This window comes from Hymenobacter terrenus, from assembly GCF_000972495.1.
Taxonomy (GTDB): domain Bacteria; phylum Bacteroidota; class Bacteroidia; order Cytophagales; family Hymenobacteraceae; genus Hymenobacter; species Hymenobacter terrenus.
Map to the genome: position 1 here is coordinate 24,647 of NZ_LATM01000022.1, position 13,313 is coordinate 37,959.

Annotated in this window: 12 protein-coding genes; 6 read left to right on the forward strand and 6 right to left on the reverse strand. The window is 60.7% G+C overall.

Features of this window, described 5'->3' with window-relative positions; genetic code table 11:
• Positions 1 to 116: 116 nt before the first annotated feature.
• Positions 117 to 1,994, reverse strand: a complete 1,878-nt coding sequence (locus tag WX88_RS20175) for an alpha-amylase family glycosyl hydrolase (RefSeq protein ID WP_231590754.1) — start codon at positions 1,992 to 1,994, stop codon at positions 117 to 119.
• A gap of 361 nt (positions 1,995 to 2,355) precedes the next feature.
• Here WX88_RS20175 and WX88_RS20180 point away from each other — a divergent pair, with 361 nt between their 5' ends.
• Positions 2,356 to 2,763 carry a DUF6960 family protein gene (locus tag WX88_RS20180; RefSeq protein WP_046246225.1) on the forward strand — a complete coding sequence of 136 codons (408 nt, stop codon included), beginning with the start codon at positions 2,356 to 2,358 and terminating at the stop codon, positions 2,761 to 2,763.
• 327 nt (positions 2,764 to 3,090) lie between these two features.
• Here the strand turns inward: WX88_RS20180 and WX88_RS20185 are convergent, their stop codons facing one another.
• Positions 3,091 to 4,440 (reverse strand): YfcC family protein, encoded by a 1,350-nt coding sequence (locus tag WX88_RS20185; RefSeq protein ID WP_046246226.1) that lies wholly within the window; start codon positions 4,438 to 4,440, stop codon positions 3,091 to 3,093.
• A gap of 190 nt (positions 4,441 to 4,630) precedes the next feature.
• Here WX88_RS20185 and WX88_RS20190 point away from each other — a divergent pair, with 190 nt between their 5' ends.
• Positions 4,631 to 5,212, forward strand: a complete 582-nt coding sequence (locus WX88_RS20190) for a porin family protein (RefSeq protein WP_046246227.1) — start codon at positions 4,631 to 4,633, stop codon at positions 5,210 to 5,212.
• A gap of 177 nt (positions 5,213 to 5,389) precedes the next feature.
• Entirely contained in the window at positions 5,390 to 5,635 is a 246-nt protein-coding gene (locus WX88_RS20195) for a hypothetical protein (RefSeq protein WP_046246228.1), read from the forward strand.
• A gap of 286 nt (positions 5,636 to 5,921) precedes the next feature.
• Here the strand turns inward: WX88_RS20195 and WX88_RS20200 are convergent, their stop codons facing one another.
• Positions 5,922 to 6,539: a hypothetical protein gene (locus tag WX88_RS20200; RefSeq protein WP_046246229.1), complete on the reverse strand. Its 618-nt coding sequence runs from the start codon at positions 6,537 to 6,539 to the stop codon at positions 5,922 to 5,924.
• Positions 6,540 to 6,710: 171 nt separating this feature from the next.
• Here WX88_RS20200 and WX88_RS20205 point away from each other — a divergent pair, with 171 nt between their 5' ends.
• A complete protein-coding gene (locus WX88_RS20205) occupies positions 6,711 to 8,261 on the forward strand; it encodes a glycosyltransferase family 39 protein (RefSeq protein WP_046246265.1) in 1,551 nt (516 codons plus the stop codon).
• Positions 8,262 to 8,425: 164 nt separating this feature from the next.
• Positions 8,426 to 8,890 (forward strand): BLUF domain-containing protein, encoded by a 465-nt coding sequence (locus tag WX88_RS20210; protein ID WP_072053058.1) that lies wholly within the window; start codon positions 8,426 to 8,428, stop codon positions 8,888 to 8,890.
• Between the two features lie 45 nt (positions 8,891 to 8,935).
• On the opposite strand, the gene WX88_RS20215 is transcribed toward WX88_RS20210, so the two are convergent.
• Positions 8,936 to 9,466 carry a 2'-5' RNA ligase family protein gene (locus tag WX88_RS20215; RefSeq protein ID WP_046246231.1) on the reverse strand — a complete coding sequence of 177 codons (531 nt, stop codon included), beginning with the start codon at positions 9,464 to 9,466 and terminating at the stop codon, positions 8,936 to 8,938.
• A gap of 195 nt (positions 9,467 to 9,661) precedes the next feature.
• Here WX88_RS20215 and WX88_RS20220 point away from each other — a divergent pair, with 195 nt between their 5' ends.
• A complete protein-coding gene (locus WX88_RS20220) occupies positions 9,662 to 10,786 on the forward strand; it encodes a spore photoproduct lyase family protein (protein ID WP_231590755.1) in 1,125 nt (374 codons plus the stop codon).
• A 114-nt stretch (positions 10,787 to 10,900) separates the two neighbouring features.
• Here WX88_RS20220 and WX88_RS20225 read toward each other — a convergent pair whose 3' ends face one another.
• Positions 10,901 to 12,634 (reverse strand): outer membrane beta-barrel protein, encoded by a 1,734-nt coding sequence (locus WX88_RS20225; protein ID WP_046246232.1) that lies wholly within the window; start codon positions 12,632 to 12,634, stop codon positions 10,901 to 10,903.
• Entirely contained in the window at positions 12,631 to 13,179 is a 549-nt protein-coding gene (locus WX88_RS20230) for an RNA polymerase sigma factor (RefSeq protein ID WP_046246233.1), read from the reverse strand. Before WX88_RS20230 ends, WX88_RS20225 begins: the two co-directional genes overlap by 4 nt.
• Positions 13,180 to 13,313: the final 134 nt, after the last annotated feature.

A 13,313-nucleotide genomic window follows, 5' to 3' on the forward strand; every position in this document is an offset into this window, starting at 1 on the left:
TCCTGTGTAATGAAAAGGCCCGCCATATGGCGGGCCTTTTCATTACATGATATCGTTCAATGGAGAACCTCACCCCCCGACCCCCTCTTTTTTGGAGAGGGGATCGGGGGGTGAGGTTATTCCTGTGACAAAACCAGCACGGCGTACGGGGCCAGGCCAATGCTGCCGTGCCAGTCGTAGCCGTCGTAGGGACCGGGCTGGGCGTCGATGGCGAAGCTCTCAAAGTCGGAGAACTCGCCGTCGTAGCCCTTCCAGTCGCTGTTGAAACGCACCAGCCAGCGGCCGGGGCCGGGCAAGCCGATGGTGTAGGCCTCGTGGGTGCGGTGAGCGAAGTTGGCCAGTACCAGCGTCGTGTCGCCGGGGCCCCCCGCGCCGTCGGCCCAGCGGGCGAAGGCCACCAGCTTGTCGGTATCATTCACGTGAAACACGTGGGTATGCTGCCCGCTCAGGCCCCGGGTGTGGCCGCGGGCATTGCGGCGCAGCGCAATCAGGTCGCGGTAGAGGTGCACCAGGCCGCCGCGCTGGTCGGCGTGCGCCCACTCCAGCGGCTCGGTGTCGTTGAAGGCCCCGTCGGCCAGAAACTCCTGGCCCTGAAACAGCATCGGGATACCGGGGGCCGTGAGCACCAGCGCCGCGCCCAGCGTAGTGCGCTTTTTCGAAAAATAGTGGTCGGCCCCACCGGGCATGATTTCCTCGGCCACGCGGCTCTTGCCGTTGGCCACCTCGTCGTGGCTTTCGGTGTAGATGACGCGGCGGAAAGCGTCATCATTGTAGCCTTCGGTCAGGGCGCCAGCCACGGCGTGCATGTTGCGGTCGGCATCTTCGGGCGTCGTCAGCACCTCGCGGATGGGGTACACAAACGAGCTGTCCCACTGCGAGTCGAAGCCCTGGCCGCCGTTGGCCACCGTGTCGGTGATGCGGGCGTTGCCGCGCATGTCCTCCGCGATGGTGATTTTCCAGGGCATGGTCTGGTCGATTTCCTCGTTAATCCAGCGCATCAGGCTCCAGCCGTCGGGCAGCTCCGCGCCGGGGTCCTCCTCGCCGTGCACGTTGCGGATGAAGGCAATGGCATCGGCCCGCAGCCCATCCACGCGGTATTCCTGAAGCCACATCAGGGCATTGTCGCGGATGTACTGGCGCACTTCCGGGCGGCCGTAGTCGGGGCGGTTGTCGCCCCAGGGCGTTTTGGCGCGCCAGTCGTTGTAAAAATAGATGCCGCCGCCGTCGTTCTCGCTCCAGCCATCAAACTGCCAGAGGTCGAGGTCGCCGGGGCCGAAGTGGTTGTACACCACATCCAGCACCACCGCGATGCCGTGTTGGTGGGCCTGCCGCACCAGCTCCTTAAAGGCCACTGGCCCGCCGTAGTCGCTTTCGAGGGCAAACGGGTTCGAGGGGTTATATCCCCACGAACGGCTGCCCGGAAACTCCGTCGCCGGCAGCAGCTCGATGCAGTTGATGCCCAAATCGCGCAGATAGGGCAGCTTTTCGGCCACGCTCAGGAAGGTGCCCACGCTGTCGGCATCGGGCGCGTTGAAGGTGCCCACGTGCAGCTCGTAAATCACCAGCTCGTTCCAGGCCGGCATGTGAAAATTGTCGTCGCCCCAGTCAAATGCCGGGTCGTGCACCACCGATGCCCCCGCCGAGTTCGTCACCTGCCGGGCGTAGGGGTCGTTGCGGTCGAATTCCCGCCCTTGGTGGGTGATGTGAAACTTGTACTCATCGCCGGGTTTGGCCTCGGGCACGTCGATGGCCCAGTAGCCGCCGGTTTCCGGTTGCAGCGGGTTTTTCCCGGCCGCCCATTTATTAAAAGTGCCGATGACGGCCACCGCCTCGGCATTGGGCGCCCACACCCGGAAGGTGGTGCCGGCAGCGTGCGGCACCGCGCCCATGCCGGGCTGCAAGTGGACCCCAGACACTACCGGGACTGCTGTGGAAGAAGCTTTAGAAGCAGATTTGGCGCGCGGCACGCGCTTGAGAGCAATACTATTAGACATGAAAGAATGAGCTATCCGCTGCCCAGGCAGCCGAAAATGCGGCCGGTACTGAGCAGTAGGTGACTCGACAATACGGAATTGCCCGAAATTTGGCTAAGCCGGTCCGGCCCAGGTCGCTTTACGCCTGCCTCACAAGAAAATACGCCCAGTCTGGGTAGCTCGCTTCAGTGTCAGGGCGAAGTCGTTCCGTGGTTGCGCCTCACCCCCTGCCCCCTCTCCGGTGGAGAGGGGGAGCCTAACAATTCAATTCCGTGCCGAACCGGTGCCCCCTCTCCACCGGAGAGGGGATCAGGGGGTGAGGCAACTTTGAACCACTATTTGCGGTTTTTCAGGTAATCTTTGCCCCGCTTTTTGCCTGTTTATGCCCCGTCCCAAACCCGTCATTTTTGGTCTCTACGGCTGGTCGCCCGACTACGGCTTCCGCTACATTCACCCCGCCAACCGCCGCTCCTTCGAACTGTTGGAGCCCGTGGGCAAGCTATTCGAGAAGATTGGCGAAGACGAAGAAGGCGAGTGGCTGACCCTGCGTTACGACGAGCAACAGTTTCTGGTGCGCCCGGAGCTATTCAAGGAAATTTACCACAAGCCCAAATTCAGTTTCGGCGATGCCGTAGAGGAAGTAACCCCCTCACCGGGCCAGTACCGCCACTTCGGCCACGTCTCCGACGTGTTCTGGGATGAAACCACCGACACCGCCTCCTTTCAGATTGTGGAGCGCAAACGCAAGCTGCCACGCATCTTCCAGGCCATCGAGCTGCGAGCCGATTAGCCCGGCTCCATCAACCCCCAGTGCCGAATCGGTTGCCGCCAATAGCATATCTGCTGGCTCCAGTAGGATATCTGCCGGAGTCAGTGCCGTGTCGGACCAGGTAAGTAGGATATCTTTCATGGGAAGTAGGATATCTGCGGACTCCAGTAGGATATCTTTTATGGTCATTAGGATATCTACCGGAGAAAGATGGATGTCGGCTCGTATCAGGAGACAAAAGTGTGAGCCAAGCATATTTCCCGCGTCTATGCACCTAGTTTTGGTAGGCGGGAGGGGCTAGAAGCAGGCACTGAAGAAGCTATAATTGCCCTTCACCCCCGGCGCTTCTCACTTCAGGCCCGTGACAATGCCCACCACCACGCCCACGATGCCCAGCGAGAGCAGCCCCAGATACAGCGGCCACACAAACTTCAGCCACTGCTCGAAGCGCACGCCGGTCGCGGCCAGCATGGCCATGAGCGTGCCGTTGGTGGGAGTTATCAGCTCGCAAAGCCCGGCGCCGTACTGAAAGGCCAGCACCATCACCTGCCGGGAAAGCCCGATGAGGTCCGACAGGGGCGTGAGCAGCGGCATGGTGAGGGTAGCCTGGCCGCTGCCGCTGGGTACGGGCACATGTAGTGCCGTTTGCACGGCCATCATGCCCAGCGCGGCAAAGGCTACGGGCAGGTGCGCCAGGGGCGTGGCCAGCCCCTGCACAATGGTATCCACGATGTTACCCTGTTCCAATACCACAAAAATGGCCCGTGCAAAGCCAATGAGCATCGCCGAAAACGCCATGTCCCGAAAGCCCAGCACGAAGCCATCGGCCGTGCCGGTGAGGCCCCGGCCCCCCAACAGGCCCGCCCCCACGCCCAACGCGAAAAACAGCGCCCCCATTTCCTCGAATCCCCAGCCCTGCTGCACCACGCCGTAGGCAAAAAAGCTGAACGCCGCCAGCATGAGCAGCAGCACCAGGCCGTGCCGCCCCGAGCCCGTCGCGTCGGCTGTCAATTCCTCCTCCGTCACGGCGATGGCCACGCGGTTGCGCTGCGCGTGGCGGATGGTGCCCCACAGCCAAAACGCCAGCGCCGGCACCAGAAATGCCATCCGGTAGCCGCCACCCGAGAGCAGCGGCAGTTGGGCCAGCTTCTGCGCAATGCCCACCTGAAACGGATTGATGGGGCTGAAAGAGGCCCCCACGAAAGCTGACCCCGCACTAGCCGCCACGGCCGTGAGGGGCGGAAATCCCAATCGTCGCATCAGCACCAGTAGCACCGGCACCAAAGCAATAATCTCTTCGCCCATGTTCTCAAGGGCTCCCATGGTTGCAAACAGCACCCCAATGAGCGGAATCACCAGCACTTCGCGGCCCTGAGTGCGCACCAGCAGCCAGTCCACGCCGTGGCGCAAGGCGCCAGTCTGGTCCACCACCGTAAAAGCCCCCCCGGCCAGGAAGATGAGAAACACCACACCCGCCGCATCGGCCAGGCCCTTTGGAATATCCACCACCATGTCGAGCGGCCCCACCGGCGTGGCCGGCACGCGGTGGTAGGAGCCGGCCACCACTACTTCGCGCTGGGCCACGGGGTCTTGCTTGCGGTCGAAGCGGCCGGCGGGCAGCACGTAGCTCAGCGCCGCCGCCAGGATAATAAAACCCACCAGTAGCACCAGTGGGTGAGGAAAGCGAAAAGAATTCATGAGCGCAAAGTAGGGCGGCTCCGCTCAAAGTTTGCAAACCCACCCGGCTACCGGCGGCCGAGTGGGCGCATTGCCGCTGCCGGGGCCGTTGCGCTATTTCGCTCAACTTTAAGGCCCACGGGATATACTTCGGGGCCTTTCTACGCGTTACTGCGCCACCATTTCCACTTCTACATCATTACTGAAAGTCATGAAAAACGAGTTGTCGTTACTGCTGATCATTTGCTCCCTCGGCACGGGAGTTCACGCCCAAAGTGTGCGCTACGGGTTCAAAGCCGGCGGCAGCCTCACCCGCTTCACTGGGTCAGGTACCCCCCTGACCGGCAGCAGCGACCTGAAACCAGGGTTTCACGGCGGCGCCGTCGCCAATGTGAGCGTCAACGACCGGCTTGCGATACAGCCCGAAGTGCTTTTCTCCATGAAAGGCCAACAATACGACCTGCTGGGCGCGACGGTTAAAGAAACCCTCAACTACATTGACGTCCCCGTTCTGCTGAAACTGAGCACCCAAGGTTTCTTCCTGGAGGCTGGTCCGCAGCTCGGCCTTTTGGTTAGCGAAACCAACACGGGCAGTAAGAAAGTGGAAGCCGGCTACGCAGCCGGCCTGGGCTATCAGCTCGAAAGCGGCCTAAACCTGGGACTGCGCTATAACGGCGGCATTTCCAAAGTCTACACCGTTGAGTACCGCGACGCGAACAACCTGCCTGCTGGCACCTACAGCCCCCGTAATCAGGCATTCCAGCTCTACGTAGGGTATCTACTCCCCAATTAACCCCAATCCAAGACGGGGCCGGTAGTGCGAGTGCTAGGCACAAGCATGAACTTTGTAGTAGCGCGCAGCCTTAGCTGCGTGTAACGAGCACAGCGAGTATCAGGCATTAGAACCAACCTAACGTCAGAACCCGCCACACCCGTCACACGCAGCTAAGGCTGCGCGCCACTACCCACCATGACGATTACTGCCTTCAAAGCCCTGCACCAGCGCCACCAAGCCGAGCACCTCGCCCGGTACGGCCACCGCCTGGCCGAGCGCCAGGAAGACAGCTTTGACCTGACTCTGTACGCCATAGAAGGCTTTTATGCCGAAACCTGGCGCAGCCACGGCGAGGAGCACATCCTGTTCATTCACGTCTTTCAGAAGCCCGCCGGCCTGAGCGACTACCTGAAGCTGGTGAAGCTGCCCGAAACCTTATAGCAGCTGTTCTACTGCTGTCAGTCGCTGCTTTGGCCAAGCTCAGCGGCAGTTGGTCCAGTGTTTCATATGCAGGTTACGGGCACAGGCGTGGAATAGGGATGTACTGGCGGGAAGAGCCGCACGAAGGCTTCAATCCGGTGAAAAAGAACCGACCCAAGTAATGCGGCGCGGTTTCGGTTTACACACCGAGTATAATCTTCCCCTTGGAGCCACCTATAACATTTTCGTGCGCCAACTGCTGGAAGTATGAGAGCGAGTTGCAAGAAGCGTTGGCGTTCGGGCGGGGTCAGTTCCCCAGCCGGTCCACATCGGTAATCTCGCCCTTGTTCTGCATAATTTGCAGCTCGAACTGAGTCAGCGAAAAAGGCTTCCTGCTGTATTTTTCGGGGCTGTTCAGGTCGCTAAGAGGGTGGCTGTTGTTGATTTGATACTCGTTGGCCACCAGCTCCACGGTATTGCCTTTGGCGCTGACCACCTTCAGCAAAGAATAATTCTTGGTATCCTCCGTCGAGCGCACCGTGTAGATGTCACCGGCCCGGGGCGCGGCCAGAAAGGCCGCGTTGGCGCGAGCGTCCTGACTGCTGACCGCTGCGCCCCAGCCAAGAGCCGCGACAAACAGCCCAATGCCGGTCCAATGCCAGAACGGGGCCCGGGTTTGCTTTTTCAGTGCTTGCGACGAGCTGCGCACTTCCTTGGGCATGGCTTTTTCATCCCAGACCTGTTGGCAATGGCCGCACTGTGCCACCGTGGGCTTGCTGTAGGGAAACAGCGGAATCCAGTAGATGTGGGCGTAGCGGCTGAATACGCTCAGCTGAATGCCTTCGGGTGCGCTGCAACGTGGGCAAGCTACTCCAGGCAGCGGGGTGGTGTGCACGTGCGCACCATTGGTTCCGTAGATAATCATCGAAGAGTAGCGAGTTGACCAGAAGCAGTGAAAATGATACAACGGTAAAGTTAAGCTGCTGATTAGCTCAAAACAAGCCGATTGTTTTTGGAGTCTGCCTCATCGGGGCTATACTAAAAATGAATTATAAAATAGGGCTATACCATGACCATTGGTGCTATCTTGTCCCGCATGAAACGCCTCTTGCCGCTCGCCTTCGCCCTGCTAAAGTTTGTGTCGGGCTACCTGCTCATCAGCCAGGCTTACGACTTGCAGCGCGACGAATACCTCTACCTCGACCAGGGCCGGCACTTGGCCTGGGGCTACCTGGAAGTGCCGCCGCTCATCGCGGCGCAGGGTTGGGTCACGCTAGTACTGGGTGGGGGCGAGGGCTGGGTGCGGTTCTGGCCATTTCTGTGGGGCGCCGCCACCGTGTACCTGTTGGGGCGGCTGGCGCACCGGCTTGGCGGTGGCTGGTTTGCTATGAGCCTAGCCTGTACCTGCTACCTGGGTAGCGCCTTTGCCCGGCTCAATACCCTATTTCAGCCCAACTCGTTCGAGGTGTTCGGTTTTGTATTCTGCCTGTATTGGCTGGTGTGTTATCTGCAAAAAGAGCGGCCGCGCTACCTCTACTTACTGGGGCTCGGACTGGGCCTGGGGTTGCTGAACAAATACACCACGCTCTTTTTTATCGCCGCCCTGGCCGGAGCGCTGGTCCTGACGCCCGCTCGCCGGCTGCTGCTCCGCCACCACTGCTGGGGCGCGGTAGGGCTGGCGCTGCTGCTGTGGCTGCCCAATGTGGGGTGGCAGCTTCGGCACGGCATCCCGTTTTTGCACCATATGGCACTGCTGGGTGAAAGTCAGCTCGTGCACGTCGAAGAGACTGATTTCGTGAAAGACCAGCTGCTGATGTGCCTGCCCGCGCTCTGGGTGTGGGGGCCGGGGCTGCTGGCGCTGCTGGTGGGCCGGGCCTTTCGGCCCTACCGCGTCGTGGGGTTGGTTTCGGTGCTGGGCGTGGCCGTGCTGGCGGCCCTGCACGGCAAAAGCTACTATGCCCTAGGCTATTACCCGGTGCTCTTTGCCTTCGGCTCCGTATGGTGGGAAACCCGCCTAGCCAGGTTTGAGCAGCGCTGGGGTTCGTGGGGGCCAGTCGTGCTGCGGCCCGCGCTGGTGGCGGTGCCACTGTTATTTCTGGCCGCCTTCCTCCCGCTGATGTTTCCCGTGCACAGCCCGGCCACCATGGCTGCCCTGCGGCCCCGCTACGTTTCCCTGGGCGCGTACCGCTGGGAAGACGGCCGTGACCACGCCTTGCCTCAGGACTATGCCGACATGCTGGGTTGGCGCGAGTTGGCCGACAAAACCTGGGCAGCCTACCAAAGCCTGCCCGCTTCCATCCGGCCTCACACGCTCATTATTTGCGGCAACTACGGCCAGGCCAGCGCTATTAACTACTACAACCGCCACCGCCCGCTACCTCCGGCCAATAGCCTTAATGGTAGTTATTTATTCTGGTTTCCATCGCTGGCTCAGTGCCAGGCCCTCATCATTGTCGACGACGAGCCCGACGACGAATGGGCCCCGCATTTTGCCACCTACCACCGCTTCGCAGCCATTACCGACCCCTATGCCCGCGAGCGGGGCACCAGCATCACCCTCGGCCGCGAGCCCAATAGCACCGTGCGCGCCCACGTGACCCAGGAGTGGCGCACGGCTTTGGCCACGTGGGAAGGCCGCGCTAGGTAAGCTTTGCTGGCAGTACCAGAATACGTATTTATATGGCTGATAAAGTACGGGTTGCAGGCCGTTGGTAAGTTTATCGTTCCCGAATACGTATTATTATCTCTCATTTGGCGTTTTGGCGTTTATGCAGTAGGCCAGGGAGTAACTATCAGAAGAATTGTAGGTCTATGCAAGCGTCGATTCACCAAATTATTTACCACAGCACCGCGACCAGAGCCATAGGTGAAGAGGAGCTGGGGCGGCTGGTGAGTCAGGCACGAATTCATAATTATAGTCATGCAGTTACAGGTATTTTGTTTTACGCAGGCGAGCAGTTTTTGCAGGTGCTGGAGGGGGAGCCGGCCATTGTGGCGCAGCTCTACGAGCATATTAGCTACGACTCGCGCCACACCAACCTGACCACCATGCGGTATGCGCCAGTGGCCCAGCGCCTTTTTCCCAATTGGAGCATGGAGTTTAGCCACGTCCAGTCCACGGCCCTCGCCCGCCTCACCAGTTACTTCGAGCCGGAACAGCAGGCTGCCCTGCTGCCCGACACCATCGACACCCAGGAAATGCTGACCGATTTGCTCCTTAAGTTCGTCGCAGAAGCAACTGCGGCCCCACCCAGTTGGCTCCATAAGGACTTGTAGGCTCAATTGGGCGGCCGCATCCACAATCTCAGCGAGCTGCCCCTGCTACCGAACGCCGCCCCGCTTGAACGGAAACTCTGCCACGCTTTCCCAGGGGCCGTTGCGGTAGGCCCACAGGTGTAGTCCGGTGCCCACTGCCCCAAACGGCCCAAAGTCCGATTGCAGTTGGCCTAACAATTGGTGGGCCACGGCAGGGTCCACTTTGTTTTGAATGGTGACGTGGGGCTGCAACTTTTGCTGGTCCTGGGGCTTGAGGTGGGGCGCGAAGGCAGTTTGCAGTTGGCGGTGCAGGTTCCGCAGCTCATCATTTTCCAGCGTGAAAGCCACCCCCCGGCCCAGGGAACGCAGCCCCGTTACCCGCAGCGGCAGCTCGCATTGAGTCTGGCAGCAGGTCTGCAACTGCTCACACACGGCCGCTAGCTCGGTGCCGGGCAAATGGTGGAACAGAGTGAGGTGCGCGGCCAGGTAGTTGATTTTGGGCGGAAAGTGCTGGCGGCGCAGGGCGTTGAAGTAGTCATGAGCCGCATCATCCAGCGTGAGCGTGAGAATGAGTGGGGCATCGGCAAAAGAGAACATGAGGCAAAACGGAGGCGGAGCGGGTAAGGGTACGAAAAATAGCCCGCATCCGCTGCATCGGAGCCACGCAAGGAGTTGAGAGAGAAAGCAGTGTTTATAGCATAAATAGGGCTGAAACCGAGTATTTAGGCCGTTTTAAAGGACTTAATTTCAGCCGAAAAACGTTGGTAAATTATCTGTCACCAATCCGTTTTTATGCTCACTGCCGGTTCCCTCGTCTCGCTTTCCGACACCTTGCTCACCGACCAGCCGGCCCCGGCTGCCGCTCCGCGCACTCATTCGGCCAAGCTATGGCTGCCCCAGCGTGTGGTGTTCACGCCCGATGCCTTAGATGAGGAGTTCGGCCAGCAAATGCTGGCCCGTGTCTCGGCCCAAAACCTGGAAGTAGAGCTGCTGAAAAGCAACCGCCTCACCGGCCTGCGGCAGGGCGACGATGTGCGCGCCACCTACCGCACTGCCAAAAACACCCTGGCCGTAGTGAAAGCCCCCGCCGGGGCCTTGCGCCTGCAACCCACCCCACCCTCCGCGGACTGGCAGCTGAACCTGGCCGAGGGCTGCCCCGCGCATTGCCAATACTGCTACCTGGCCGGCTCGCTCAGCGGCCCGCCCGTAGTCAAAGCCTTCGCCAACCTGCCCCAACTGCTGACCAACACCGCCACGTACGAGCAGCCCGGCCGCGTCGTCAGCTTCGAGGCCAGCTGTTATACCGACGTGCTGGGCATCGAGCACCTCACCGGCAGCCTGGCCGAAGCGGTGCGGCATTTCAGCACCCGCGAGGGCGCCCAACTGCGCTTCGTGAGTAAGTACGACCACATTGGCCCGCTGCTGGGCCTGCCGCATCAGGGCCGCACCCGCGCCCGGTTCTCGCTCAATGCCGAGCCCGTGGCCCGGCGCCTGGAGGGCGGCACGGCGTCGGTCGAGGCCCGGATTCTGGCCCTGCGCCGGCTGGCGCTGCCCGTGAGCAGTGGGGGCGGGGGCTACCCGGTGGGCGTAGTGCTGGCGCCCATCATGCCCATTCCCGACTGGCAGCGTCACTACACTGAGCTGCTCGACCGCCTGCAACTGGCCCTCGATTTCGACTGTGACCTGACCGTGGAATTCATCACGCACCGCTTCACGCCCGGCTCCAAAGACGTGCTCCTACAATGGTACCCCAACACCAGCCTCGACCTCGCCGAGGAGGGCCGCGCTGTGAAGCGCAATAAGTTTGGCGGCCTCAAATACGTGTACCAGCCTGAGCAAATGCAGGCCATGAAAGCATGGTTCTACGCCGAGTGGCAGCGCCGCTTCCCCAACGCCCCCGTGCAGTACTGGACTTGACGCTGCGCTCGTCTACATTTACCGGATGCTTCCTTACACCCCCGTTATTCAGCAACCATTTGGTTGGTGCCCAAGAGCAAGATGATGACCCAGCGAGTTGGTAGGGTAGTAGCACTAGTGCAGCCCGTAGGAAACACCCAGCAGCGTGCTGCCGCCCAACAGGTAGCGCGGCGCGAACCCGGAAGCCGGGCGGGTCAGGGAAGTAATGAAATAGCTGGCCGTAGGCTGGGCCAGCAGCTCCCAACGGGGTGCGAGACGATACCGCAAGTCAGCCCCCAGGCTCACGGCCAGGCTGAGCGGGTGGTAAGGGCTGCCGGTGCGGCCCCAAGACTGGGTTTCGCAGCCGCAGCGGCTGCCCTCGGTGGTGGCCCCGCCCAGGTACAGCGCCACGTCGGCCCCAGCTAGCAGGCCCAGGCGGAAGCGCGGTCCACCCCCTCCAAACTGGTATCTGACCCGCATGGGAACGGTGAGAAAGCGGTACGTGTCGCGCAGCTTAAATGAGCTTGTGATTATCGGTTGATTAATGACGGTGGGCATAGTGTTTCCCGGCAGTTGAACAACGCGTAGGCTTAGGCTGGTGGCATACTCATGGTAGCCCAGGCCGGTGCTCACGGCCCAACGGCCATTCAATGCCCGTTGCACCTGCAGTTGAGCCCCAAACCCAATGGTGGACCGTTCCTGCTTAGCTACCGACGTAACGGTGCCATACAGGGCAGGAGCAGTTATAGTTGGAGATACCGTGCCTGCGCCCAACTGGCGGTAGGTTAGAGCCGGGCCGGCTAACACCTGCACGGACCAGCGCTGGGGCGCAATTACAGCCAACCGGGAGAAAGTATCTGCTGTAGTCCGAACCGCCGGGCTGGGCCAGGGCAGTTGACGAAGCACCACGTTTCGAGACCGAAGCAAGCCCCACGTCAAGCCTGATTCGAAGGTCAAATCAGACGAGGAAGCAGTAGTTACAGGTAAGCCACCGGGTGGGGTCAGAATGGCTGCCGAGGCTCCGCCCAAGTTGGCATTCTCGTTCGGCTGCTGTTTGACTCCAATGGCCCCAGCGGTTTGCGGGTAGTTAATTGAAGAACTGGCCGTGAGGCCGCGGCCAGAGGAAATGCTATTTTTAGCGAGGCCTGCGTTACGGCCGCTTACAGCCGCATCAGCAGCAATAGTCGCCGGCCAAGCAGCGGGCCTGTTTTTTGCCAAAGCAACTCCAGTATTAATGCCGACGTGGCTCACGTGAGCAGTCTGGTTACGGGCATAGTCGCTTGCTGTATTTTCTCCAACCGTAGCTCTAGCTTGCTGAGCGGTGCCTCGTGGTGAGACACTGGCTACAATTGTCGTTGAGGGTTTGCCGATGGTTTCAGCCACTTTTGGCGCGGTACTCTTCCCAATGGTTGCTTGGTTGTTTGGGGTCGAAGTGGTGACTGCTGTCGATAAATTCTCTTTGCTGGCAGCAGGAGAAGTAGCCTGAGCCGGAACGGCATTAGAACTGCCAGCTATAGAATTATTACCAGTCTCAGCCACAGAGTGGGAATCATACGCAAGCTCGGATGGGAGAGCGCTGCGTGATTGTTGAGATTGGTTCTCAGAATTTGAATTAGTAGCAATGATTGCATTAGAGCCAACCATGTGCGCAAATTGCCACCACTGCCAGCTGGCAGTACTAACGATGAGCAGTAGCAGGCCCAGCAAAGCCACACGCCCCCCGCGTCGGCGCCGTAGTTGCGGCTGAGCCACTGGCGGCGGCAACTGCGCCCGAATACTGGCCCACAACGGTGCGGGCGGCTCCTGGCCATAGTCAGCCAGACGGTCGCGCAGGGCATCGTACAAGTCGTCGGGTTCGCGGTCGGTCATGGTAGTTGCGGGTGATGCTGGGCCGTCAGGCGGGTTTCAAGTAGTCGGCGGGCACGTGCCAGCTGCGATTTGGAAGTGCCCTCGGCGATGCCCAGCAGTTCGCCAATTTCCTGGTGAGAGTAGCCTTCCACGGCATACAGATTGAGCACGTTGCGGTAGCCCGGCGGCAGCGTGGCGAGCAGGGCCAGCAGGTCGTCGGCCGCCAGGTGTTCGAGGGCTGAGGGCTCTGTCGTCGGTAGGTCGGTGCTGGAACTGGGGTGGCGCAGGCGGTGCTGCTCCACGGCATGCAGCGAGGTCGTAACGGCAATGCGCCGGGCCCAGGCCTCAAATGGTCCTTGCCCGCGGTACTGGTCGAGGCGGGTGAATATTTTCACGAAGGTGTTTTGCAGCGCGTCTTCCGCCTCTGTCCGGCTGGGGCAGTAGCGCAGGCACACGCCCATGAGAAGGTAAGAGAGTTTTTGGTAGAGCCGGTGCTGCGCCGCCGCTTCGCCGCGCCGACACGCCATCAGCAAGGCCTCGTCGACAGGGGCGGCAGGTGGCGGCATAGAAAAATTGCTAGTAAGGCAAGTTGTACAGTGCTCGCCTTATTGTTGCCTTGACCGGCGACCAGGCTGGGCGGTTGCGTGCCTCCTAAAGTTATTTGGAAAATATTTTCAGCTAACCTCCTCGCGTACTTCGT

Bases quoted from the DNA above. Each gene is read 5' to 3' on its own strand.
- WX88_RS20175 (WP_231590754.1), bottom strand. From the start codon at position 1,994: ATGTCTAATAGTATTGCTCTCAAGCGCGTGCCGCGCGCCAAATCTGCT.
- WX88_RS20180 (WP_046246225.1), top strand. From the start codon at position 2,356: ATGCCCCGTCCCAAACCCGTCATTTTTGGTCTCTACGGCTGGTCGCCC.
- WX88_RS20185 (WP_046246226.1), bottom strand. From the start codon at position 4,440: ATGAATTCTTTTCGCTTTCCTCACCCACTGGTGCTACTGGTGGGTTTT.
- WX88_RS20190 (WP_046246227.1), top strand. From the start codon at position 4,631: ATGAAAAACGAGTTGTCGTTACTGCTGATCATTTGCTCCCTCGGCACG.
- WX88_RS20195 (WP_046246228.1), top strand. From the start codon at position 5,390: ATGACGATTACTGCCTTCAAAGCCCTGCACCAGCGCCACCAAGCCGAG.
- WX88_RS20200 (WP_046246229.1), bottom strand. From the start codon at position 6,539: ATGATTATCTACGGAACCAATGGTGCGCACGTGCACACCACCCCGCTG.
- WX88_RS20205 (WP_046246265.1), top strand. From the start codon at position 6,711: ATGAAACGCCTCTTGCCGCTCGCCTTCGCCCTGCTAAAGTTTGTGTCG.
- WX88_RS20210 (WP_072053058.1), top strand. From the start codon at position 8,426: ATGCAAGCGTCGATTCACCAAATTATTTACCACAGCACCGCGACCAGA.
- WX88_RS20215 (WP_046246231.1), bottom strand. From the start codon at position 9,466: ATGTTCTCTTTTGCCGATGCCCCACTCATTCTCACGCTCACGCTGGAT.
- WX88_RS20220 (WP_231590755.1), top strand. From the start codon at position 9,662: ATGCTCACTGCCGGTTCCCTCGTCTCGCTTTCCGACACCTTGCTCACC.
- WX88_RS20225 (WP_046246232.1), bottom strand. From the start codon at position 12,634: ATGACCGACCGCGAACCCGACGACTTGTACGATGCCCTGCGCGACCGT.
- WX88_RS20230 (WP_046246233.1), bottom strand. From the start codon at position 13,179: ATGCCGCCACCTGCCGCCCCTGTCGACGAGGCCTTGCTGATGGCGTGT.